The organism is Sphaerospermopsis sp. FACHB-1194 (genome assembly GCF_014696235.1).
In the GTDB taxonomy this organism is placed as follows: domain Bacteria; phylum Cyanobacteriota; class Cyanobacteriia; order Cyanobacteriales; family Nostocaceae; genus Sphaerospermopsis; species Sphaerospermopsis kisseleviana.
The window spans coordinates 1-24978 of record NZ_JACJPU010000063.1 but is presented as its reverse complement, the minus strand read 5'-3'; the positions used below and the strand labels follow the sequence as shown (position 1 = coordinate 24978).

The window sequence follows — 24978 nt, the reverse complement described above, 5'->3', positions numbered from 1 at the left end:
TTTGCCAGAAAATCACTCAATATGCCTTTGATAGTTTAGGTGAAGCTTTTCAGAGATTCTTTCAAGGACAGTCTAAATATCCCAACTTCAAAAAGAAAGGGAAAAATGATAGTTTTACAATTGATGCAGGTGGTAAACCAATTCCTGTAGGTGGTATATCAATAAAACTACCAACAATTGGATGGGTAAAAACTTATGAAGGATTACCTCATACTACTTGCAAAAGCATTACTATTTCTAGAACTGCTGATAGCTGGTACATAGCTTTTTCTTATGAACAAGAATGTCAGCCAACTATTAAAAAACATGATGCTGTTGGTGTTGATTTGGGAGTAAAGGAACTAGCTACACTAAGCACTGGTGTTACTTTCCCTAACCCTAAACACTATCAACAGAATTTAGCTAAACTGCAAAGATTATCCAAAGTCTATTGCAGAAAGGCTTCATGTTCAAATAATAAACACAAAGCCAAAACTAAACTAGCTAGACATCATGCAAGAATAGCAAACCTGCGAAAAGACACTCTTCATAAACTTACTACTTACTTATGCAAAAACCACGCCAAGATAGTAGTAGAAGATTTAAATGTTTCAGGGATGTTGTCAAATCATAAATTAGCTCAAGCAATAGCTGATTGTGGGTTTCATGAGTTTAAGCGTCAGCTAGAATATAAAGCTAAAAAATTTGGCTGTGATAGCCTGCGTGGCGAAGCCATAATTATAATTGCTGATAGATTTTATCCATCAAGTAAAACCTGTTCTCACTGTGGGCATAAAAAAGAAAATCTTTCTTTATCCGAAAGAATTTATTGCTGCGAGAACTGCGGTTTTGAGATAGATAGGGATCTAAACGCTGCAATTAATTTATCGCGTCTGGCTAAGGCGTGAAAGTCTACTGAGGGATAACTGCTCCCATGCTCCCGTTGAAGTAGAAAGTAAAGTCTAGTTTTGTCTAGGTTTTATATAGCAGAAGACTGCTATCCTGAAAATGAATTATGAATTATGAATTATAAACTGCCCATGACAACTTCTACAGATGTATTTACCTCCATCAAAACCTGGATTTGGCAAGGCTTCCCTATCTGTTATCAAACCCAAGGCACTGAAGGACCTGCTGTGATTTTGGTGCATGGCTTTGGAGCATCTTGTGGACACTGGCGCAAAAATATACCAGTTTTAGCAGAAAGTTGTCGGGTTTATGCCCTTGATTTGATTGGTTTTGGTGCTTCAGCTAAACCAGAACCAGGAGAGAAAATAACCTATACATTGGAAACCTGGGGACAGCAAGTAGCTGATTTTTGTCGGGAAGTAGTGGGAGAACCTGCATTTTTAGTAGGAAATTCTATTGGTTGTATTGTAGCTATGCAAGCTGCGGTCAGTAACCCAGATATAGCTTTAGGAACTGCTTTGCTGAATTGTTCTCTCAGGTTGTTACACGATCGCAAAAGGCTAACTTTACCTTGGACTAAACGAGTTGGTGCGCCAATTTTACAAAAGTTTTTATCAATTGAAGTTGTTGGTAACTTCTTTTTTAGTCAACTAGCTAAACCAAAAACTGTCAAAAAGATTCTTTTACAAGCCTATGCCAATGGGGAGACAGTGACAGATGAATTAATAGAAATTTTAATGAAACCAGCAAGTGATCCAGGTGCAGCAGCAGTATTTCTGGCTTTTACATCTTATTCTAGTGGACCATTACCAGAAGACCTGTTACCTGTATTACCCTGTCCAGCAATTATTTTATGGGGAACGGCTGACCCTTGGGAACCAATAGATTTGGGTAGAGAGTTAGCCAATTTTCCCCAAGTACAAAAATTTATTCCCCTGGAAGGAGTGGGACATTGCCCCCAAGATGAAGCTCCTGAACTGGTAAATCCAATTTTACAAGATTGGATTGGCAAAACTTAATTTTTGGATTTTTCCAGAACACTACCACCATCGACGATGATGGTGATGTCCTTTATGCCAGGGACGACCCCAGTATCCCCAGCCCGGTCCACCCCAGCCCGGTCCACCCCAACCGTGTCCACCCCAGCCCGGTCTACTCCAACCAGCTCCACCCCAACCGGGTCCACCTCCCCAGCCGCCCCAGTGACCACCAGATAGAAGTTCCTGTTCATTGCTGGATATATCCTGAACTAAATGGGATTTGATGTTTTGATTTGACATGATTGTTAGCCTCAATTAATTGACTCAATTGGTTTATAAATTTGATGAACCTAGTTTTTTTATAAAATTAGTATTCATAAATGTAATTATTCTGTGGTTATAAGTTAATAGTTATTATTTCTGTCTTTTGACTTATCCTAAATTCATATAGGTAGGACTCCGATAGCGATCAAATTTGATTTATATATTCTTGACAGGATGCATAAATCATGTTTAAGAATGATTGCACATTATCATACTCCCAACTTCTCGACAAAGTTGGGAATTTTGTTGATTGCTATTGATTGAAAATTTCTATCTGGAATTAACCTGATTAATCCCAGTTCTGATAGCCATCAGAATAATTGAAACTAGGGTAGTTATCAGGGCAAGGAGAGGGTGTATATCGTTTGTAATCTTTGTATTCCCCGCAACAGTTTTTGGGTTTATAACAAGGAGAATAGTGGCATCTTCCCCCAGAAAGAAACTGCTGTTGTTCTGCGGATAATTCCACTAATTCCAATTTATTGATTTGATTTGACATGATTAATTGCCTCACTTACATTTTTCGGGTTGTCAGTTTTAGGTAACACCCTGCATTTAAAAAATTTGATATTTGTGGAATTACAAAACTCAGGAGTTTAATTTTGTAACTAAGATTTGCATATTAAGTAAGGGAGAAGAAAAAGAGATTGTTGAAACTTTCTCAATTAAGATATGATTTTTCTCCTCCCTGGAATACAGAAAAAGTCTCAGTTACAAAACTATCCGTCTGTAGAAGGTACTAATTTATGAACCGTACGCTTGGCCGTAATAAGGACGACAGATGTAGGTGGGGTAACGCTGTGGGTAATAGTTGCGACCATAGTCGTCACCACGACCATAGCGATCATCATCCATTCCACGACCGTATTGACGGTATGGTTGTTGTTGCTGTCCTCCAGAGAGCAGTTCTTGTTCTTCTATGTTTAATTCAACGAGCAAATTTGATTTCTTGGTTTGAGCAGACATAATTATTTACCTCACTTACTTGTATAGGTATGTAACAACCTATCTTTTTATTATTAATAATTTTTTCCAGTTTTAAATTATTCTTTGGTTATAATTTCAGAATAAATATTTATTTCTTTTAGCTCATGTTTTTCACGGTGAAGTAAATAATTATCATACTTTTTTAGGGTTGATTGAAATTTAAACAGATAAATGATGAAAATAAATTAGTCTTGATGAGAAAGGTGAAAATTCATTTCTTATAATTTAGGAAAAAAATTCTTGAGAATATCAGGTAGTAAACTACTCCATCTATTACCAACTGAGCGAATGTTTGTTAGTCCAAAGTTAAAAGATACACCTATGGTAATTTGTGAAAACCTATATTTACTGTTTTGTGAACTAGATTCATTTTCTCCTAGATTTAACTCATTATCGGCGCTACTGTCAATGTTAGTAGTTTGTAAGAAAAAATCAGTTTTACCGATCACATCAAAATTTTTACCAGAAATTAAACTCTCTTGTTCTGTCTCAGATAAATCAACGAGTAAATCCTGATAATCTGGTTTAAAATTTTCCATCATAATCTTATAATGAGCGGATGAAGAATATTTTTAGATTTTGAGAAATTGTAAATGTTCTCCTGGCTGAGAAATAAAATTTTCAAGACTACCTTGGATTTGCACTTGACCTTTATCCATTAATACTATCCAATCTGCTCGATTTACCACACTAGGACGATGGGTAATCAAAATTGTAGTTTTTCCTTTGCGAGATTCCAATAATCGATCTAGAACGTGACTTTCACTAACTGGATCTAATCCTGCGGTAGCTTCATCTAAAATTAAAATCGGTGGGTTTGTGAGTATTCCCCGTGCGATCGCTAATCGTTGTCTTTGTCCACCAGAAAGATTTGCCCCAAATTCTCCTAACACAGTTTGATACTTATTAGGTAATTGACTAATAAAACCATCTGCATCAGCAATTTCACAAGCTTGAACAATTTGATCAAAAGGAATAGCAGGTGTTCCTAAACGAAAGTTTTCTAAAATTGAACGACTCCAAAAATGAGGTTCTTGGGGTACATAAACTACTTGCTGTCGCAAACAATCAAGGGAAAGATCATGAATATTAAAAACACCGATGCGGATATTACCTGAAGTTGGCTCATATAAACCTGCAATTAGTTTTGCTAAGGTACTTTTACCACAACCTGATTGACCAATTAAAGCAATCACCTTTCCACCGGGAAGTTTTAGAGAAAAATTCTCTAATAAATCAACTCTTCCTGCATGGTGAAATGTCAGATGAGAAAAATGAATATCTGCATCACCAGATATTTGTACAATTGGTTTTTGACTACCGCCAACAACTTCCGGTGTGGCATCAATAACTTCTAATAAACGAGAAATTGCAGTTTGAGAACGGAAATATTCATCTACTAATCCGACCACAATACCAATTAAGGCTAAAACATTCACTTGTAAAGCATTGAAAGCCAACATTTGACCAATAGTTAATTGGTTGTTAATTACTAACATACTGCCTAAACCCAATAAAATTACACCACCAAGAGTAGAAAGAAGTTTAGCAACAGTACCGTTAATAATTCCAATTTGAATTGTACTGAAAGTGAGATTAGCCAAACGACCAAAACGGCTTTGAAATTCCTCCCAAAATTGAGGGGCAGCATTAGTAGTTTTGATGACTTGTGCGCCTTTGAAAGTTTCTACTAAGACACCTTGATTTTCTGCACCTAAAACTAATAAACTGCGGGTTTTTTGTTGCAATATGGGTAAGAATGGCAGAGTTGCTAGAGTCATTAAAGCCCCAAAAATAATCACTGCTATTGTTAATTGCCAGCTATAAAAAAGCATCACACAAAAAGAAATAATGGCTATGAAAAGCTGACTAGGTAACAGCACTACTACCTGAGAAATTAACTGATTGATTTCATTAATGTCGCTCAAACGGCTAGTAATTTCACCACTACGACGAGATTCGTAATAACTCAAAGGTAATTGCAGTATTCTCCTGCCAAAATCCAAGACTAATCCTAATTGTAATCGTTGACCAAAATGGGCAATCATAGTAGATTGTATGACTTGCAAACTACTACTAAATACGGTCATGACAACAACAGCAGATACCACTACTGTGAGTAACTGGATATCTCCTCGGACTAAAACATCATCAGTAAGTAATTGAATTAAAATAGGAGTTCCCAGGGCTAATATACCCAGGATAATATTAATAATTAAAACTTGAGTCAGCAGTCCTCGATAGGGCAGAATCCGCATAAAAAAGCGTAAAAAACCACCGTGGGGTTTTTCTTGGGGTTGTTGAGAAAAACGCTCTGGATCTGGCTCTAATAAGAGCATGACTCCATTCCAAGCTGCTAATAATTCTTCGCGTTTAATATAGCGAATACCTACAGACGGATCAGCAATTACATATTTTTTACCCTTTTTGCCATATAAAATAACCCAGTGATAACCACGCCAATGAATAATTGCTGGTAGTTGGATTTCGTTGATTCTATCTACAATTTCTGGTGAGGCTTTAACGGCTCTCGCATTAAATCCTAAATTATCAGATCCACGTTTTAAACCTAATAAAGTAGTGCCTAGTTGTCCTGTTCCTACGGCTTCTCGACTTTTATTTATGGTTAAGAAACGTCCGTAATATTTGCAAATGGAAGCTAGACAAGCTGCTCCACAATCTTCTTCGCTTGCTTGTAAAATACATTGGTATTTTCTTTGAGGTTGAAATAAATTAAACATAATAGAGTAGTTCAGTAGTTCAGGAGTTTAGTAGTTCAGGAGTATGGGGAGGTAGGGGGAAATTATTTGTATTTTCCCAATCACCAATTACCAATTACCCATTACCTATTACCTATTACCTATTACAAATCAGTAATTAATCTGGCTTTTCTGAGAATAAATTGTATCACAGTTTCTTCACGGGTAATAATATCAGTGCGACCTTGCATTCCCGGTTGTAAATAACATTTACGTTCACCTCTACCTACATATAATGTTTCTGGTTCAATAGTGACTTCATAACCATTAACCAGGGAATTTGTAGATGTATAATTTTGAGTTTGGTTTGTTGGTGAAACTGGTAAAATATCTGGAGCAACGTTTTTGACAATGCCTTTGAGAGTACCATAATCTGGATAAGGACAAGCAGAAACTTGCATTTGGACTTTTTGACCTGGTTCTACTTTGTTAATTTCTTGAGTAGGTACATAGGTTTTGATTTGTAAAGGAGCATTGAGAGGGGCAATTTGAGCAACAGCTTCACTGGGTTGTACTACCTGTCCAGGGTTACGAATTTTTAATTGTAATAATGTGCCAGTAATAGGTGCGCGAATCACTCTTTTTTTCAAATCAATTTCTGTTTGTAGCAGGTCTTGACGAGTGCGAATTAGTTGTTTTTGAATTTCCAAACGTTGTTGTAATAGAGTCTGAAGTTCTTTTTTTAAAGCTGCTAAATTTGCTTCTCCCCTAGCTTGTTCTTGTTTAATTCTTTCAGAGGCAATAATGACAGCAGAATTATTAGGATTGATAGCTGTTCTCGCTTTCGCTAGATTTGTTTGAGCAACTTTAAATGCCTGTACTTTTTCCTCCAAAAGAGTTTTAGCGTCGTTTTTAGCTTGTTCTAATTTAGCTCTAGCAGATTTAACAGCTTGTTGTTTTTCTTCCAAAATATTGCGAGAAATTGCACCAGAATCAGCGATCGCCTGTAATCTATCTCTCTGCAACTTGGCAAGATTGAAAGCTGTTTGTGCTTCTTCGATTGTGGTTTTTAAAACTCCTTCTTGTTGTAAGCGGTCGAGCTGTGATTTGGCAAATCTCACAGCTAATTCTGCTTGTGCCATTTCTGCATTAGCTTTAATTTGTTGGTCTTCAAAGTTACGTTGAGTACCATCTAATTCAGCTTCTGATGCGATAATTGTACGATTGATTAAATTTGTCTGTGCCAAAATTTGATTATTGATTTCACCTATTTGAGCATCAATTTGTACAAGTTGTAATTGACCTTGTTGAATACTGCTTTCTAGTTGGCTTTTTTGGGTTTGTAAATTGGAATCATCAACATAAGCGATCGCATCTCCCTGATTAACTACCTGATTATCTTTGACTAAAATCTTCTGCACCTGGCCAGAAATAGCCGATTCAACTAACCTGAGTTCCCCTACAGGTCTAATAGTTCCTGGAACTTTCACCGTCACTTTATAAGCAAGTACAGTAGTTAAACCTACACCTACCACAAAGATAGTCAACATTACCCCCACACCAATGCTAGTCCATTTGTGAATTTGGGGCAGAAACTCATTAATTTCAACTGGTTGCAGATGTTCAGAACCTGGATCACCAGACCCATTCCAAACATAGTTTTCATGGCGGTGTAAAGAATCCACAACGTTCCACCTTTTTGATTGAAACATCAACAAAAATCAGGATTATCTCATATTACATTTGATATCTCAGCCGCTCAGATAACTCCACATAAATTGATTGGAAAACCCGTGTAAGCATTCAACTATCAGCCATCAGTAATCAGCTTTTTCAGACTTATGCCAGAAATACTTATTTGATAATTAATCAATTTCTCAAACTTTCTGATTCCTGACTCCTGAATTGTGATCAAAAAATGTATCTTTACCTCTATCTTTTGGTGAATATTTGGTGAATATAAGTTATACCTAAAGTATCAACACTGCCAAATACTGGCTCATCATAAAGGTTGACTCAACTCAACAGAACCAGAATGAAAAAAATAAAATATGTCGCTCACAATAGTAAACATCATGGTGAAGAATCCTCTATAATCATTAGTGGGGGATAAGAAAAGAAAAAGCTGACCATAGCAAAAACTTTTCTTGACATCTCTGACGTGGGCAACGCTGAGAAAACAACCGAGGAGAACGCTCAAACTCCCTCAAAGACCTCACTTACGTTGAGCGAGTAGTAAGAATCTCCTCTCCCCCCTTCCTACTGAAAAACACAAAATTCCCAAAACATGATTGTAAATTGCGCTTTAAATTGCTTTAAATTACTGATTTAGCCAATAAAAATGAATTTTATAGAGAATTTTATTGTGTAGCTTTGCCCTAAGAAATTTTTTACCTAAAGTATGGGAATTAAAAACTAGCCCGTTGTGAGCTAAGTTGAGATTTTTGACTAGGAAATAAATATAACATTTCCCAGTTTAGTTAATTAAACACCAATTTATTTCCTATTCCCTGTTCCCTAAAATTATAGTGTTTGACTTGCAGCAGAGAATGGTGGCAAAATCATAATATCTTCTGCGCCAGTAGCACCACCTTTACCCTGTGCAGTAGAGTTTCCAACACTGCCAAAAAGACCGGAAGTAGTTGAACCTTGTAAAGTATTATTGCCCAACACAGTGCTTGAACCATCATTTAAAGTTTGACCCAGCGCAGTAATTGGTTGACCTCGTATAACTGCAAGAGGTTGAATAAATTGATCATTGAAAGGTTGACCTTGACCACCTAACAAAAGTTCTTGTTGCTTTGAAGATAACTTCACTAATGAATCTGATTTCATGATATCTTGTAACATAATTGTTCACCTTTATTGTTCACCTTTTTGGAAATCCATTAAAACATCCCTAGAGTTCCCAGAGGATTATTGAATGATCTAGGGTTGTTGGGGAATAGATTATTAACAGATCCAAAAGGAGAAACTTCAGGTTCATTAGATGACAATATAGATTGTGCGCCACTATTGACATCAGCAAAATCAGTATTAGTTCGAGAAACTTTACCTAGTGGAGTATTGCTGTTATTCTCTGTGGTATTTTCGGCTCTTTGAGAAAAATTGTTATTGCTAATCTGAGGTTGACTACCACCAGTTAAAAATTCTTGTTCCTGATCAGATAACTCAATAAACCATTTGAATTTCATCATTGGACCTCTCCAAAATAGAATGTATTAATTTGTCATAAGTTGTAGGGGCGAAGCTTATGGGCGATAATTTAACGGAAAAATCAGACATCTAGATATCCCATAAGCTTCGACCTGCCCCCATAAATAGGTTCCATAATTTCTTTTCTGGAGATGTCTATTGGACATGACATGATTATTAGCCTAAGTTACGTAAATATCCAAAATAAAACAATTCAAATTCCTATGCAGATTTTTGAGTAGGGGGATTAAAAATAATCAAGAATTTGGTTATTTGATCACCCCCAAGCCAATACTTTTCGGTTAAGCCCAAAAAATAGAATTATGTAGGTTGGGGAGCCATCGCCTTGGACGGGTTTCCCGGCTTGTGGCGAATGGCGTTTGACGTTAGGAAACCGAACATTTACAGGCTTTTGTTGGGTTGCGACTGCCTACGCCAATCTACAAAAACTCTTAACCGAACAGTATTGACAGTTGTTCAGCAAATCACAGAAACCGCCTTAGCCACCAAGACCACCAGGACCACCAGGACCACCGGGACCACCAAGACCTTCAGGACCGGCAAGAGGTGAGCCTTGTCCGTTGAGAATGGGTGCTGCACCCAAGGCTGCAACTTGAGGAACTATGGGCGCACCCAATCCCAAGAAGTCTTGGGCTGCGGTGTTGACAGCAGAACTTGTACCGATGGAGCTACCAGTGCTACCATTAGGACCAGAAGCTGTAGTACCTTGCAAGTTTGCTAATCTATTAGCGAAGTTACTGCCAGCTAACTCAAAGTCAGCCCCTCCAGTGACAAACTCTTGTACTTCATCAGATAAAACAACAAACAATTCAGACGAGATAATTTGATGGGACATGATTTTTAGCCTCACTTACGTAATTTTTCAACAAAGGATTCCAGAGCATGAACTGATTTCTTACTGTTTACTTTTGGGCAAAAAGAAAGCAAACATAATCGCTGCTAGAACACCGATTCATTAATCGTCAGGGCGAAGCATTCGGGTGATAACCTATCGCTAAAACCATTGATATTAAAACCATTGATATTCTGTCCGAATGCTTCGCCCCTACAAGGTAAAAACAGATTACCTAGCATTACTGAATCGACGCTCTAGAATCCGCTATTTACTGACTCCCAAGGATAAAAAACCCAGAACGCTAATATTTAGTCAGTACCAGCAGTACCGCATAAATAGAGGTACAGCTTGATGTGACCGACATAATACTGAATAATGTTACTTCTGCAATAATTAGTTAGTTACTGCGAATCACAGTTGCAGATTTTGGCTAGAGGCATCAAGAAGAAGCAAGGCATTTGCTTCTTTGATCACCTAAATAGGCGAAGCGATCTAGTGTTGTGAAAGCTGATTTTTTTGACCATCTATGGGAGTAAGTGGTTAACAGGGTGGGGAGATTTAGCCAAAAGGACCGCCAGCAGTACCGAAAAGACCACCGCCACCGATTGGACCACCAGGACCGCCAGGACCGCCAATACCGGGTGTAGGTGCGGCTTGTCCATTGATAACGGGTGCTGCACCCAACGCTGCAACTTGAGGAACTATGGGCGCACCTAATCCTAAAAAGTCTTGGGCTGCGGTGTTCACAGCAGAACTTGTACCGATGGAGTCACCTGTGCTACCATTAGGTCCAGAAGCTGTAGTACCTTGCAAGTTTGCTAATCTATTAGCGAAGTTACTGCCAGCTAATTCAAAGTCAGCCCCTCCAGTGATAAATTCTTGTGCTTCATCAGATAAAACAACAAATAAATTGGCAGCATTTATTTGATTTGACATGATTGTTAGCCTCACTTACGAAATTAGGTGAATCATCACCTAACAACCCAACTATAAGCATTCTTGCTCGGTAATTCATAAATCTAGGGATAGAAATCAGATTTGGTAGTTTTACTTCTCCAAGTAGATATAAAATCTTTTAATTATTACAGATATATTCATACCCTATCTAGATTATTATGGTTTTTGCGGGTATCTTTCATGACTTTACAAACATCCTTTTAGGGCTGGAGTGATTTTACAGGCAACTTAGTACCGCATCTTTTACAATATTCTGCATCTGCATCATGAAAACCTAAACCGCAACTAGAACAAACATTTTCTACCTGATTCGCGGTTTTCACCAACCGTTTAATTAAATCACCTACCTGCCAGGGAATCAAAGCAACTCCTGTTAAAATCATCAATACTGTGAGCAAACGTCCTAATTCAGAAATGGGTGTTAAATCTCCAAATCCTACCGTTGTCATTGTTACAACTGAAAAATAAAAGGCATCTAAAAAAGTGCCAAAGTTTTGTGGGTTAACTGGATGCTCAACTTGATAAATTAAGCCTGAATATACAAAGATGATGGCAAATAAAGTAAATAATATCCGCGTAAAAATTACGCCATCTTCGTTGCTAATAGTACCAAATAAAAATTTACTATCTATAAACCTCAGTAAGCGCAAAATGCGGAACCATCGCAATAAGCGGATAAATCTAATATCTACAAAACCAATTAAAGATGGTAAAATAGCCATTAAATCAATAATTGAATAAAAACTAAAAATATATTTAAGTTTATTTTCTGAACTCCATAAACGTAGTGCATACTCTATGGTAAAGATTATTAATATGCAAGTATCTAATGCTCTTACTTCTAAACGAGCATCACGAGAAATATTATAAGTTTCCGCTACGAAAATTCCCGATGATAATAAAACTAAAGACGCAATTGTTAAATTAATTGCTTTCCCAATTGGAGTTTCTAAGTCTGTTAAGTAAAATTCTATTTTAGCTCGATTTATTATCATAATATCATCAAAAAAATAACTAATTTATAAGAAAAACGCCAAAAATGTGCTATTATAAAGAATAATCCTATTTAAATTTCCTGTAAAGATGAACCAAGAATCCCAAGAATATTTTATGAGTCTGGCCATAGAAGAAGCAAAAAAAGGAGATGCGCCCTATGGTGCGGTGATAGTTAAAGATAATCAAGTAGTTGCAGTAGCTTATAATACTGTCAGTAGAGACAGTGATCCATCAGCCCATGCGGAAATTAATGTTATTCGTAATTTAACCGCTAAACTGAAAAATCCGGCTTTAGATGGTTATTCTATATATACCACAGGTGAACCTTGTCCCATGTGCGCTAGTGCTTGTGTATGGACGGGGATATCAGAAATTATTTATGGTGCTTCAATTGCAGATTTAATTGCTATAAATCAAGGACAAATTAATATATCTTGTGAAGAAGTTATCGCTAAATCATTTAGAAATATCAAGGTAACAAAAGGAATTTTAAGGCAGGAATGTCTAAAATTATTTGCATAAAAAAAGCCCTATAGCAATCCTGAGCAGTTTGTGAGAAAATACGGAAATAGGAAAAAAGTAAATTTGAGAACTGGGGTGTGGGCTACAAATGTGGATACAATTATTAGAGGATTTTATCAAAAATAGTCAAGAGCCACGTGAGATTAAGCGAGCTACAGCAGTAAAAATGTTGCTACGTGGATATAAACATGAGGAGATAATGCCAATATTAGATGTCTCATCTGGGTTTATTAGTACCTACAAGAAAGCGTTTTTTCAAAAGGGAATTGATGGTTTAAAACTCAAGTACAAAGGAAGTAAAGGATTTTTTTCTAAGATTCAACGTGCCGAGGTAATGGAATGGTTGCAAACTAAAGAAAAATGGACATTGAATGAATTAGAGTATCATATAGCCTCAAAATATGGAGTGACATTCGCCTCAAAACAAAGTTACTACGAGATATTTGATGCTGCTAATATTAGCTGGAAGAAAACACAGGCAAATAATCCAAAATATAACCAAGAATTAGTGGACTCAAAAAAAAAGAGATTTGTGAGTTGTTGGAGACGCGAAGAGCGGAAATAGAGGCAGGAGAGCTAGTAATATTTATGGTTGACGAATGTCATTTATTATGGGGAGATATATGTGGTTATGTCTGGGGAAAACTTATCGCCAGTACATTTTTTACCAATTATCAAGAATAACTAACTCGAAAAATCTAATTCATTCTCAATCCTGTATTCAACTCTGTTCCCTATTCCCTATTTCCTGCTATAACATCAGGCTATGGAATAGGTTTATTTATAGTTTCAGATAGCTTAATTTTATGGATAGCAAAATGCCATATTAAACCCATACCAATTAAACCAAAACTGATTAACCATATCTGCCACTCTATCCAAAAAGCTAAAAACAGACAGGATAACAAAGCTATCCAGCTTAACCATTTAGGATACAATCGTTCTTCATCACTTAATTTTAAGGCTGCTAAACTAACAATAACACAACGGTATAAACCACCAAAAGCACCAAAAGACCAAGTAGTTTTCACATTACCTGTTAAAACCAAAAGCATAATCACGGCACAGATAAAATATACTGCCCAATAAGGTGTAGTCTCAGAACTATTTAACTTGGCCATAAAGTTGGGCATATCTCCCCGTCTTCCCATTGCTAATAGTAGGCGAGATAATCCCAGAATAATACTGAGGAGGACACTAAGCATAGCAGTAGTAGCCCCAATTGCTAATATCTTAGATGCGCCTGGAATACCAAAACTTAAAGCTACTCTTTCTAAAGAAGCTGTTTGTGCTGTTGTATCACTTAAAGCATCTGCACCAATAGAACCTAAACTAACTATTGCTACTCCTACATACAGGACTAGAGTAATGAAAATTGTCAATAAAATTGCTTTAGGGATGTTTTTACGTGGTTCTTTGATTTCTTCAGCAACCATAGCAATACGAGCAGCACCATTATAAGCAACAAACATTAAAGCAGTAGATTCTAGCAAATGTTGGAGCAAATTACCTGAATTTTCTGGAATAAAAGTTAAATATTCAAATCCTGTACTAGCATGAACAAATAACCCAGTAACTATTAAGAAAAACAGGGAGAAAATGGTGATAAAAACTGTTATTGTTGTCGCTATCTTAGAACGCTTCATCCCTCCAAGCACAACTAAGGTAAGTATGACAACAGCAACTTCAGCAACAGGTACAATTAACCCTTTGTCAAATAGTCCTAAGGCATTAAGGAAATAGCCAGCAAAACCAAGAGCCGCCGTGGCTGCAACAGCAGTTTTACCTAACAGATAAATCCAGCCACCAGTAAATCCTAGCCAATGGTTGAGATATTTATAACCATATTCATAAATTCCTCCACTAACGGGATGATTTGCTGCTAGTTGAGCCAGATTCAAACTATTACAAGCTGATAATAATCCAGCTAAAATTAATGCAAAAATTACAGCCAAACCAGATAGTCCAGCAGCTATACCAAGACTAACAAAAATACCTACACCGATAACTGAGGCTAGTCCAATAATGGTAGTATCAAACCAACCTAATTCTCGTTTCATTTCATGCTGAAGTTTTGTCTCTGAATCTGACATATAGTAGTCCGGTTTGATTTCTAAATTTATTTGTGTGGGCAGGGTAGAGGAAGGAGCAGGAAACAGGAAATAAGGTTTTCAGTATTTTTTTGAGTTGAAAGTCCCTAAGTCCATAGATGAGAAGAAACATAAACATTACCAGAAAATAATAACCGGGCTGTTCGGATCACCCCTGCACGCTCAATGACTATTTCTGATCCTTCCTGATGAATAACTAAGGAAATTTCTAGTTTTCCCGAAGGATGCTCAATAATGATATTTTGCTGCTGGGAGTCTGTCACTTTGGCAATACCATCAGCAACAGAACCTGGCAGTAAAGTGGAGGAGGCCACGCATATAGCACCAGTGACAGCATGAGCAGCATGACAAGTATCTGGAACAAAGTAGCGGGAAGTAATACTACCTCCCTGACGTGGTGGGGCAATAATGGCGAATTTGGGAATTACACTGTTGGCAACATTACCTAATCCCATTCTTTCACCTGCCAAACGACGAATTACCTCGATCTTCTGCAAAAAAGCAGTATCAGCATCCAATTCTGTCTTAGTTTCATAACCTGTTTTACCAAAAGCTTGAGCTTGTGCGATCGCCATTGGTACGGCAACATCAATACAGGTGACTTGTACTCCTTCAATTTCTTCACTTGTATAACCAGTGGGTAGAAGTTTACCCGTCTTAGAACCAACAATTTTCATGAAGTTGAGTAAAATCGGTGCTGCTGAACCAGGTACACCATCAATGACTGTATTACCTTCGTAAGTTACCTGACCACCGGGTGTACACACCACAGCTTCAATGAGTGAACCTGTGTTAACGGCATGAATCTTAACTGTAGTTTTGCCATCTACAGCTGCAACCAAATTTCTTTCTATTGCAGCTGGTCCAACACCTGCCAGAATATTACCACAGGAGGGTGCAAAATCAACTTTTGGCTGAAGTACGTTGACCTGGGCAAATAAGTAATCTACATCTGCCCATAGATGTTGAGATGGCGATAGGATTGCTACTTTACTGGTAAGAGTTGTACCACCACCAATACCGTTAATTTGTCGTTCATCTGGCGAACCCATCACCGCCAAGAGAACATTGTTTCTTGATATTTCATCACTGGGTAGATCCTGTTTGATAAAATAGGGTCCCCGTGATGTTCCACCACGCATAAACAAACAAGGTATTCCTATTTGCATTTACAATAAATTAATTTACAACTGCTAATGTTCTTAAAATGTCTCCAGAATTTCCTATTGGCGGTAAAGTCCGTGTCGTCACATTACCACCATACATTAAAACTGCTGACCCCATGCCCATGTTACGTCCTCCTGATGTGATTAGCGTCGGTGAAGAAGGTATAGTTATTGACCGCCGTCCTGGAGGATATTGGGGTGTACGTTTTGCTAGAGGTACTTTCCTCATGGATAGTCAATATATTGAAAGTACAGAAAATCCGCTGAGATAAGGGACTTCCAGATAAAAAAAATATACAATTAATTCTTGTGGGGTAGGCCGGACAGCCTGCCCTTAAACCCGGACGGACTAGAAGCCCATCCCACAAGATTGGATAATCTCCCATAAGATTGGATAATTTATTTCTTGGAAGTCCCTAAGATCCCCGACTTCTTCAAGCAGTCCGGGAACTCGAAAGAATGTTAACTTATGTTAAGTTATGATTCTGGTTTGCAACAATGATTTCACGACGCAATTTTATTACCATTTTATTGGCTGGTTGTTTATCCTTCATTAGTTGGCTGAACTTTACCCCCACTGCTGCTGCTTTGGGTGGTAAACTACCTGCAATCAACCAACCCGCGCCTAATTTCACTTTACCCACCAATACAGGAGATGGTAAAATTTCCCTTTCTGACTTACGTGGTCAGTGGGTAGTTTTATATTTTTATCCCAAAGATTTCACCTCTGGCTGTACAATTGAAGCGCGGCGTTTTCAACAAGACTTACCCAAATATCTAGAAAAAAATACTCAGATTATTGGTGTCAGTGCGGATGATATTGATTCCCACGCCGAATTTTGTGATTCTGAGGGTTTAAAATTCCCCCTTTTGGCGGATACTGATGGTGCAGTGAGTAAAGCTTATGGTTCTTGGATTGGCTATGTATCCATGCGTCATAGTTTTATCATCGATCCCCAGGGTATTTTGCGGGAAACTTTTGTCAAAGTCAATCCCACTATTCACAGTCAGGAAGTTTTAGCACGACTGGAAAAGTTACAATCAGATAATGGGTAATTGGTAATTGGTAATTGGTAATTGGTAATTGGTAATTGGTAATTGGTAATTGGGTTATTAACCTCCCCCTGCTCCCTGCTCCCTTGCTTCTTCACTGTCCCCAGTCACCTATTACCAACAAAATCTCTAAATCATTTCTAATCAGGTGCTTTTTACAGATGAATCATGATCCGTTTATTGTTTCTCCAGGGGCTAAAATTTCCTTAAAAGATGATTATGACCCCAGTTATAAAGCTGAATATCATGAAAAAGCTGAGGCGAAAAGAAAATTAAAAGCTGGTATCAAAGAATTAGCGAATTATCAAAATATTCTCTATGCTCAAAATACTTATGCTTTGCTGATTATCTTGCAAGCGATGGATGCTGCTGGTAAAGATAGCACTATTAAACACGTGATGTCTGGGGTGAATCCTCAAGGATGTCAGGTTTTTAGCTTTCAAGAACCTAGTGATGAAGAATTAGATCATGATTATTTGTGGCGTTCAATGAAAGCTTTACCCGAACGGGGAAGAATTGGTATATTCAACCGTTCTTATTATGAAGAATTGTTGGTGGTGCGCGTCCATCCAGAACTTTTAGAAAAACAACAACTGCATTATATTCCGCATGGTAATCAAATCTGGCAGCAGCGGTTTGAGGAAATTAATAATTTTGAAAAATATTTGGTGAATAATGGAATTGTTGTTATGAAATTTTTTCTCAATGTCTCAAAAGCAGAACAGAAAAAACGCTTTTTAGATAGAATTGAATCACCAGAAAAGCATTGGAAATTTTCCCCTAGTGATGTGCGGGAACGTGGTTTTTGGGATGATTACATGATGGCTTATGAAGACGTTTTTAACCACACCAGTACAGAATATGCACCCTGGTATATTATACCTGCCGATCGCAAGTGGTTTACCAGGTTGGTTGTGTCGGATATTATCTGCACTAAATTAAAAGAATTAAATTTACAATATCCTACTGTTAGTGAAGAGCATAAGCTTATGCTTTTAGAAGCTAAGAGAATATTAGAAATTGAAGATGAATAAAAAGCACTGTATGAGTTTTAACTTCGTATGTCTTTGGGAAGATATTTATTTTGTCTACTTGACTTTTTTCATGACTATTGGTTAAATTTTAGCTTATGATTAACATTCTTGAATATTCCAGTCCTGTTTTTATAAGTCCAGGCAAATTAAGCGATAAGACTATATAGCGTTTCCCAGTCTCATGAGGTACACCATAATTTATTTACTGTTACCAATTCCCAATTCCCAATTCCCAATTCCCAATTCCCAATTCCCAATTCCCAATTCCCAATTCCCAATTCCCTAAGATAAAAAACTCTGTACCTCACTAACTTGGTAAATGCTAGATCATTTTTATGATATTTTATCACTAAATTTATAGTTGCAGTTTTATACATAGAATTTAAATATATTAGAGATATAAGGTTTTTTTATAAATAAAATGTGATTTATATTGAGAGGATGCGTGAAAAGTTATTAAGCATACTCAACAAACTATGTCTATGTCTATGTCTATTATCTTGAGACCTGATTATCCATTTTTGACCCTATGACTTTCCTAGAAATACCTGAAAACTTTGAAAATTTACTTACTTATATCAGACAAAATCGGGGTTTTGATTTTACTGGCTATAAACGTTCAACTTTGGTACGTAGAGTTACTAAGAGGCTACAAACCTTAAGTATAGAACATTTTAGTGATTATATAGATTATCTAGAAGTTCACCCAGAAGAATTTAATTATTTGTTCAATACCATTTTGATTAATGTTACCGACTTTTTTCGGGATGTTGCTGCTTGGGAATATTTAGAAAAGCAAATCATACCTAATATTATTAAAGGCAAAAAAAATAGTGAACAGATTCGCATTTGGTCTGCTGGTTGTGCATCGGGAGCAGAAGCTTATACTATAGCAATACTGTTTACTGAAGCATTAGGAGTCGAAGAGTTTCGTCATCGAGTCAAAATTTACGCTACAGATATTGATGAAGAAGCTCTCAATCAGGCACGTCAGTCTGTATATTCAGAGAAAGATATTGATAAAGTACCAACGGAACTACTGGATAAATATTTTGATTTAGCAGGGAATAATTATATATTTCGTCAAGACTTGCGTCGGTGTGTAATTTTTGGTCGTCATAATTTATTTTTGGATGCGCCGATTTCCCGGTTAGATTTGTTGGTGTGTCGTAACACATTGATGTATTTCAATTCTGAGGTGCAGGGGCGAATAATGGCGAGGTTTCATTTTGCCCTGAATGATACTGGCTATTTGTTTTTAGGTAAAGCCGAGATGCTGCTGATGTATTCTAATTTGTTTATGCCTGTAGACTTAAAAAATAGAATATTTACTAAGTTATCATCAACAAATTTACGCGATCGCCTATTAGTTATGGCAAATTCAGCAGATGATGAATCTAATCGTCGTTTATCTAAACACATTCGCTTGCAGGAGTTGGCTTTTGATGCAACCCCAGTAGCGGAGATAGTCATTGATATCAATGGTTTATTAGTGATTATCAATGAGCAAGCTCGCAGTTTGTTTGGTTTATCAATGAGAGATTTAGATCGTCCTTTTCACGAGTTGGAAATTTCCTATCGACCAATAGAATTGCGATCGCTAATAGAAAGAGCATACAAAGAACATCGTCCCATCAATCTTACAAATGTAGAACGCTATTTATCAAATTCAGAAAAGCAATACTTGGATGTGCGGATCACACCTTTACAAGACGATAATCTCAGCTTACTAGGTGTGAGCATAAGTTTTAATGATGTCACCCGTTATGTCCAATTGCAAGAAGCATTGCAACGTTCTCGACAAGATTTAGAAACTACCAACGAGGAACTACAATCTACTAATGAAGAATTAGAAACTACCAACGAGGAACTACAATCTACTAATGAAGAATTAGAAACAACTAACGAAGAACTCCAGTCTAGTAATCAAGAATTGGAAACAATGAATGAAGAATTGCAATCTGCAAATGAAGAATTACAAACAATTAATTATGAGTTAAGCGATCGCACTTTAGAACTGAACCGCACCAATGTTTTTATTACATCCATTCTTAAAAGCCTGCAAACAGGAATGGTTGTCATTGACCCAAACTTTAACATTTTAATTTGGAATAATTTTGTAGAAGATTTATGGGGATTACGCAATGATGAAGTGATCCATAAATCTCTATTTAGTTTAGATATTAGTTTACCTGTGGAAGAGTTGCGATCACCTATTCGTGATATCCTATCTGGTAAAATAGATTTCCAAGAAATGATTTTAGCCGCTACAAATCGCCGAGGCAAACAAATCCAATGTTATGTTGCTCTCAACCCCCTCATCGACAAAAAAATAGAAGGGGTAGTTGTGATGATGGCAGATGTAGATAAAATCAAAAATATGATTTATAATCAATAAATTCAAAAAAGTTAGAAAAACTTGATCAGTCAATGGCTTTAAGGGTTGAAAATGTTAAGCTAATTTTTTTGGCTCTACCGTACTTAGTATGCTAAACTGATAGGGGATAGGGAACAGGAAGGATCAGGGTAAAGAGGCAATTTTTGTAATAATATCCAATATTTGTAGCTTATGTCTTATGTATATTAAGCCTTCTGCAGTTTTTTGAGATTGATTTTGCATACTATGTACTGAAGAACCATTTTTTTACGTTTTGATATATAAATTTGATATATAAAATATTTGAAAAATGTGAGGAAATTGTGAGGTTCATTTAATTAATTATCAAAATATATCGTAATATTGCGAAACAAATTGACAATATTTACTTCACATTTCGTTAAATTTTTATCTTCACAAGTTCCTCAGATTTTATTTATATAAAAATAATTATGGAAGCGAAAAGCAGAACAACTTAGTAAAAGTTAGTAAAAGCTTCTGCATCAAAATCAAAAAAATTTGTAAGTTTTAAAGGACTCAAGATCATGGTGCAAATGCGACCCAATCAACAAAGCAGCCAATTTAACAAAGAAGAGGCTTTAGTCCTGCCTTTTAATACCGTTGGTATTGCAGATATACCCTTTGTCGGTGGCAAAAACGCATCCTTGGGAGAAATGATTCAGCAGTTGCAACCTAAAGGAGTGAAAGTTCCTACAGGTTTTGCTACCACAGCTTATGCTTATAGATATTTCATCAAAGCCGCAGGTTTAGAAACCAGATTAAGAAAGATTTTTGCAACTTTAGATGTAGAAGATGTTGACAATTTGCGACAATGTGGTAAGCAAGCCCGGTCGCTAATGTTAGAAACGCCATTTCCGATAGACTTGCAAGAAGCGATCACCCGTTCCTATCAAGCTTTATGTCAAGAATACGGTGAAGACACCGACGTTGCAGTGCGTTCCAGTGCTACCGCAGAAGACTTACCGGATGCCAGTTTTGCTGGTCAACAAGAAACTTACCTCAACGTTCACGGACTTAAAAGCGTATTAGAATCTTGTCATAAATGCTTTGCGTCCATTTTTACAGATCGTGCAATTTCCTACCGTCAACTCAAAGGTTTCGATCATTTTGAAGTTGCACTGTCAGTAGGTGTGCAAAAAATGGTACGTTCTGACATGGCTTGTTCTGGTGTGATGTTCTCCATTGACACAGAAACTGGCTTTAAAGATGCAGCTTTAATTACCGCCGCCTATGGTTTAGGTGAAAACGTGGTTCAAGGTGCTGTTAACCCCGATGAATATTTAGTATTTAAACCTACCTTGAAACAAGGATTTAAACCCATTCTGCAAAAACGTTTGGGAACAAAAGAAATTCAAATGGTTTATGATTTAGGTGGAACAAAATTAACCAAAAATGTTGCCGTTCCTGAAGCAGAAAGAAACCAATTTGCTTTAAATAATGATGAGATTTTACAATTAGCAAACTGGGCTTGCATTATTGAAGACCATTATTCCCAAGTCCGGGGTATGTTTACTCCAATGGACATTGAATGGGCAAAAGATGGGATTACTGGAGAATTATTTATCGTCCAAGCTAGACCAGAAACAGTCCAATCACAAAAATCGAAAACTGTTCTCAGAACTTATGTTCTCAAAGAAAAAGGTGATGTTCTGTTAACAGGTCGTAGCGTTGGCGAAATGATTGGTCAAGGTAAAGCTAGAGTCATTCTCGATGTTCACCAAATTAACCAATTCCAAGCCGGAGAAGTGTTAGTCACCAACCGCACAGACCCGGACTGGGAACCGATTATGAAAAAAGCTAGTGCTATTGTCACTAACTCCGGTGGTAGAACTTGTTTTGATGGAGAAACGAAAATTCTCACAAATCAAGGTTTTATGACCATTCAACAAATTTATGAACAAGGATATCAAGGATTATCAACTTTAGCCCTGAACACTAAAACCCATCAGATGGAATGGAAACCAATTATAGATGCAATGAAACGGACATCTCAAATAATTGGTGTGAGTGTATCTCAAACTGGGAAAGTTAGAGATAATTTCCTACGGTTAACTCCTGATCATAAAATGGTCAATCTTAGGAATGGTGAATATACCAAAACTGAGATTCAAGAAATGTTAAATAATCAAGAAATGGTGCTTGTATCTGAGAATATTCCCACATTAGGTAATAGCAAAGATCAAGCAGCAGATTTAGCTTATCTTTTGGGAGGAATTATTACAGACGGTTCAATTTACACCAGTCGAACTCATGGAGAAGTCCAGTTTATCCAAAAATCTGTACCAGAAAAACAAGCATTCATAGCTACTATGAATGAAAAAATGAATGCTGTTTATGGTAAATCTTTTGCGACTTGTGAGAAAGCAGTATCTTCAGGTTACATCCGAGGAAAACAGGTAACAGGCCAAGATACAGCTTATCGTGTTTATTCTCAGGCGATCGCCTATGACTTAAAAGAAAAAGAACAACAGATTACTCAAATTCTTTTAGAGAATACTCCAGAAGTTTCCTATCAATTTTTAGGAGGTGTAATTGATGGTGATGGTTGCTATGCTAACAACCGCATCAACATCTATATTTCTGAGGAGAACTTACTACAAGCTGTGATTATTGCTTGTTTGAAAATCAATACTGTTCCTCAAGTTACTAAAAACCGTAATATCTACAATGTCCAAATTGTAGAAAAATTAGAGCAAATTTTACAATATACCCAACGAGTTAAAGGAGACACTACTCCACGAAGTATTCAAACTAGATTTTTTGCCGCTAATCAATTATTTAGTGACAATGTAACAAGTCAAATCAAATTGAGAAGAGATAAAAACTTACTTATTTCCGATAAACAACTGGGTGAAATGAGTGAGTTTGCAGACCTTTTACAAGGTGATCTACGAATGCAACGAGTTGTTAAAGTTGCAGATGCAGTAGACGCTGAAGTTTATAATATTACTGTTGCCGATCATCATAATTATCTAGTTTTCACGGACAAATATACTCCTGTAGTTGTTTGTAACTGTCACGCCGCAATTATCGCCAGAGAAATGGGTATTCCAGCCATAGTTGGTTGCGGAAATGCGACCACAGTTTTGAAGACAGGACAGGAAATAACTGTTAGTTGTGCTGAAGGTGAAACAGGCAGAGTTTATGCAGGTCTGTTAAACTTTGAAATTCAAGAATTACCTTTAGATGATTTGCCTCGTACCCGCACTAAAATTATGATGAATGTGGGCAACCCAGAGGAGGCTTTAGGTTTAACAGCAATTCCTAATGATGGTGTGGGTTTAGCAAGAATGGAATTTATTATTGCTAACCACATTAAGGCACATCCTTTAGCATTGTTGCACTTTAATGAATTGGAAGACGAACTAGCAAAATATAAAATTGCTGAGTTAACCGCCCAATATGAAAATAAAGCTGAATTCTTTATTGCTCAATTGGCGCAAGGTATTGGTACAATTGCCGCAGCATTTTATCCCAAACCTGTGATAGTTCGGTTGTCTGATTTCAAGAGTAACGAATATGCTAACCTCTTAGGTGGTAGACAATTTGAACCCAAAGAAGAAAACCCGATGATCGGCTGGCGTGGTGCTTCTCGCTACTATGATCCTCGTTACCGTGAAGGTTTCGCCCTGGAATGTCAAGCTATGAAACGGGTACGGGATGAAATGGGTTTAACTAACATGGTTCTCATGGTTCCCTTCTGTCGTACTCCCGAAGAAGGACAACGGGTACTTGCAGAGATGGCGAAAAATGGCTTGGTTCGTGGTGAGAACGGTTTAGAAGTTTATGTAATGTGCGAATTGCCAAGTAACGTGCTACTTGCAGACGAATTTAGCCAAGTCTTTGACGGTTTCTCTATTGGTTCTAATGACTTGACACAGTTAACATTAGGATTAGACCGAGATTCAGAGTTAGTTGCCCATTTGTTTGATGAACGCAACGAAGCTGTAAAACGGACAATTGCTAAAGCGATCGCCACCGCTAAAGAATATAATCGCAAGATCGGTATCTGCGGTCAAGCTCCCAGCGATTATCCCGAATTTGCTAGATTCTTGGTAGAATTGGGTATAGATTCTATCAGTCTTAACCCTGATTCTGTGATCAAGACAATGTTAGAAATTGCAGAAGCAGAAGGAATGTAGGTGATTGGGGACTGGTGACTGGGTAATTAATTTTATTTTTCCCAATCACCAATCACAGATCACCAAATTTGGCAGCAAAAAGTGAATTTAAATATCCAACAAATACGGATGGTTTGAGTTGTATAGCGGAGAATTTACGATCTGTACGAGACAAAATGGAAATATGTCAATCTTTGGTGGAAATTGGATGATATGTGCTGGTGTGTGGAGTAATTTAAAGTCTTATTGGGCTTTTTGTTAATAAATTTAATTTTTGATTGATAATAGATTATCTATAGCTCCTGAAAAGAAAATCAGCTTCAACAAAACAAGATATTATTAAATTTTTGCAAGCAGTTATTGACGTATGTATATTTTTATTCTAAAATTTACTTAGAACAAAATTACTATCTTGAGCAAGAACATGAACAAAGACAATAAAGCATCAATAATTCAGGTTTGACAACCTTATTCTCAAAAAAAGCTGGCGTTAATATCATGTTTGGTGAGCTTGTCCTAAGTTGACAATTTACTAGACAAACCTATACAAGTACATACAAAACTACAAGTATTTGACGTATACATGGAATAAGTTGACTAAAAAATTAGGCAAAATGTGTCAGAATTAAATAATAAAGTATAGTGTTGACATCAGCAAATGCTTTTATCCATCAAAACACAACTCAAGTTA

20 protein-coding genes and 1 pseudogene are annotated in these 24978 nt (G+C 36.9%); 9 read left to right on the top strand and 12 right to left on the bottom strand.

The features are described 5' to 3' along the window. Positions 1–887: RNA-guided endonuclease TnpB family protein (locus tag H6F45_RS23805; RefSeq protein ID WP_190348561.1), on the top strand; the 887-nt coding region annotated here is incomplete at its 5' end. A 132-nt stretch (positions 888–1019) separates the two neighbouring features. Continuing rightward, positions 1020–1907: an alpha/beta fold hydrolase gene (locus H6F45_RS23800; RefSeq protein WP_190348562.1), complete on the top strand. Its 888-nt coding sequence runs from the start codon at positions 1020–1022 to the stop codon at positions 1905–1907. Between the two features lie 21 nt (positions 1908–1928). On the opposite strand, the gene H6F45_RS23795 is transcribed toward H6F45_RS23800, so the two are convergent. From H6F45_RS23795 to H6F45_RS23750, 10 genes are all read right to left on the bottom strand, one after another. Then, a complete protein-coding gene (locus H6F45_RS23795) occupies positions 1929–2168 on the bottom strand; it encodes a hypothetical protein (protein WP_190348560.1) in 240 nt (79 codons plus the stop codon). A gap of 768 nt (positions 2169–2936) precedes the next feature. Next, positions 2937–3158 (bottom strand): hypothetical protein, encoded by a 222-nt coding sequence (locus H6F45_RS23790; protein WP_190348559.1) that lies wholly within the window; start codon positions 3156–3158, stop codon positions 2937–2939. A 239-nt stretch (positions 3159–3397) separates the two neighbouring features. After that, positions 3398–3721, bottom strand: coding sequence for a hypothetical protein (locus H6F45_RS23785; RefSeq protein WP_137668431.1), 324 nt, complete (start codon positions 3719–3721; stop codon positions 3398–3400). Positions 3722–3751: 30 nt separating this feature from the next. After that, positions 3752–5920 (bottom strand): peptidase domain-containing ABC transporter, encoded by a 2169-nt coding sequence (locus H6F45_RS23780; protein ID WP_190348558.1) that lies wholly within the window; start codon positions 5918–5920, stop codon positions 3752–3754. A gap of 122 nt (positions 5921–6042) precedes the next feature. Then, entirely contained in the window at positions 6043–7563 is a 1521-nt protein-coding gene (locus H6F45_RS23775; RefSeq protein ID WP_347237789.1) for an HlyD family efflux transporter periplasmic adaptor subunit, read from the bottom strand. Positions 7564–8401: 838 nt separating this feature from the next. Beyond that, positions 8402–8728: a hypothetical protein gene (locus tag H6F45_RS23770; protein ID WP_137668434.1), complete on the bottom strand. Its 327-nt coding sequence runs from the start codon at positions 8726–8728 to the stop codon at positions 8402–8404. Between the two features lie 38 nt (positions 8729–8766). Beyond that, on the bottom strand, positions 8767–9075 hold the full coding sequence (locus H6F45_RS23765) for a CTB family bacteriocin (RefSeq protein ID WP_137668435.1): 309 nt from the start codon (positions 9073–9075) through the stop codon (positions 8767–8769). A 497-nt stretch (positions 9076–9572) separates the two neighbouring features. Next, positions 9573–9929, bottom strand: coding sequence for a CTB family bacteriocin (locus H6F45_RS23760; protein WP_137668436.1), 357 nt, complete (start codon positions 9927–9929; stop codon positions 9573–9575). A 558-nt stretch (positions 9930–10487) separates the two neighbouring features. Next, positions 10488–10865, bottom strand: a complete 378-nt coding sequence (locus tag H6F45_RS23755) for a CTB family bacteriocin (protein ID WP_137669595.1) — start codon at positions 10863–10865, stop codon at positions 10488–10490. A gap of 221 nt (positions 10866–11086) precedes the next feature. Continuing rightward, positions 11087–11881: a potassium channel family protein gene (locus tag H6F45_RS23750; RefSeq protein WP_096569418.1), complete on the bottom strand. Its 795-nt coding sequence runs from the start codon at positions 11879–11881 to the stop codon at positions 11087–11089. Between the two features lie 88 nt (positions 11882–11969). On the opposite strand from H6F45_RS23750, the gene H6F45_RS23745 reads away from it, so the two are divergent. Next, a complete protein-coding gene (locus H6F45_RS23745; RefSeq protein WP_190348556.1) occupies positions 11970–12404 on the top strand; it encodes a nucleoside deaminase in 435 nt (144 codons plus the stop codon). 94 nt (positions 12405–12498) lie between these two features. Further along, positions 12499–13049: pseudogene (locus tag H6F45_RS23740) on the top strand (winged helix-turn-helix domain-containing protein); the annotation flags it as partial. A gap of 119 nt (positions 13050–13168) precedes the next feature. Here the strand turns inward: H6F45_RS23740 and H6F45_RS23735 are convergent. Further along, on the bottom strand, positions 13169–14497 hold the full coding sequence (locus H6F45_RS23735; protein ID WP_096569426.1) for an APC family permease: 1329 nt from the start codon (positions 14495–14497) through the stop codon (positions 13169–13171). Between the two features lie 104 nt (positions 14498–14601). Then, entirely contained in the window at positions 14602–15684 is a 1083-nt protein-coding gene (locus tag H6F45_RS23730; RefSeq protein ID WP_096569429.1) for a 4-oxalomesaconate tautomerase, read from the bottom strand. A 38-nt stretch (positions 15685–15722) separates the two neighbouring features. Between H6F45_RS23730 and sipA the strand changes: the two genes are divergently transcribed. The 5 genes from sipA to ppsA all read left to right on the top strand — a co-directional run bounded on the left by sipA (position 15723) and on the right by ppsA (position 24308). Then, a complete protein-coding gene (gene sipA / locus H6F45_RS23725; protein ID WP_096569432.1) occupies positions 15723–15953 on the top strand; it encodes a regulatory protein SipA in 231 nt (76 codons plus the stop codon). Positions 15954–16179: 226 nt separating this feature from the next. Continuing rightward, positions 16180–16737 (top strand): peroxiredoxin, encoded by a 558-nt coding sequence (locus tag H6F45_RS23720; RefSeq protein WP_190348555.1) that lies wholly within the window; start codon positions 16180–16182, stop codon positions 16735–16737. A gap of 158 nt (positions 16738–16895) precedes the next feature. Beyond that, a complete protein-coding gene (locus H6F45_RS23715; RefSeq protein WP_190348554.1) occupies positions 16896–17768 on the top strand; it encodes a polyphosphate kinase 2 family protein in 873 nt (290 codons plus the stop codon). Positions 17769–18297: 529 nt separating this feature from the next. Further along, positions 18298–20166 carry a CheR family methyltransferase gene (locus H6F45_RS23710; RefSeq protein WP_190348553.1) on the top strand — a complete coding sequence of 623 codons (1869 nt, stop codon included), beginning with the start codon at positions 18298–18300 and terminating at the stop codon, positions 20164–20166. A 524-nt stretch (positions 20167–20690) separates the two neighbouring features. Next, a complete protein-coding gene (gene ppsA, locus H6F45_RS23705) occupies positions 20691–24308 on the top strand; it encodes a phosphoenolpyruvate synthase (RefSeq protein ID WP_190348552.1) in 3618 nt (1205 codons plus the stop codon). Positions 24309–24978 lie beyond the last annotated feature (670 nt).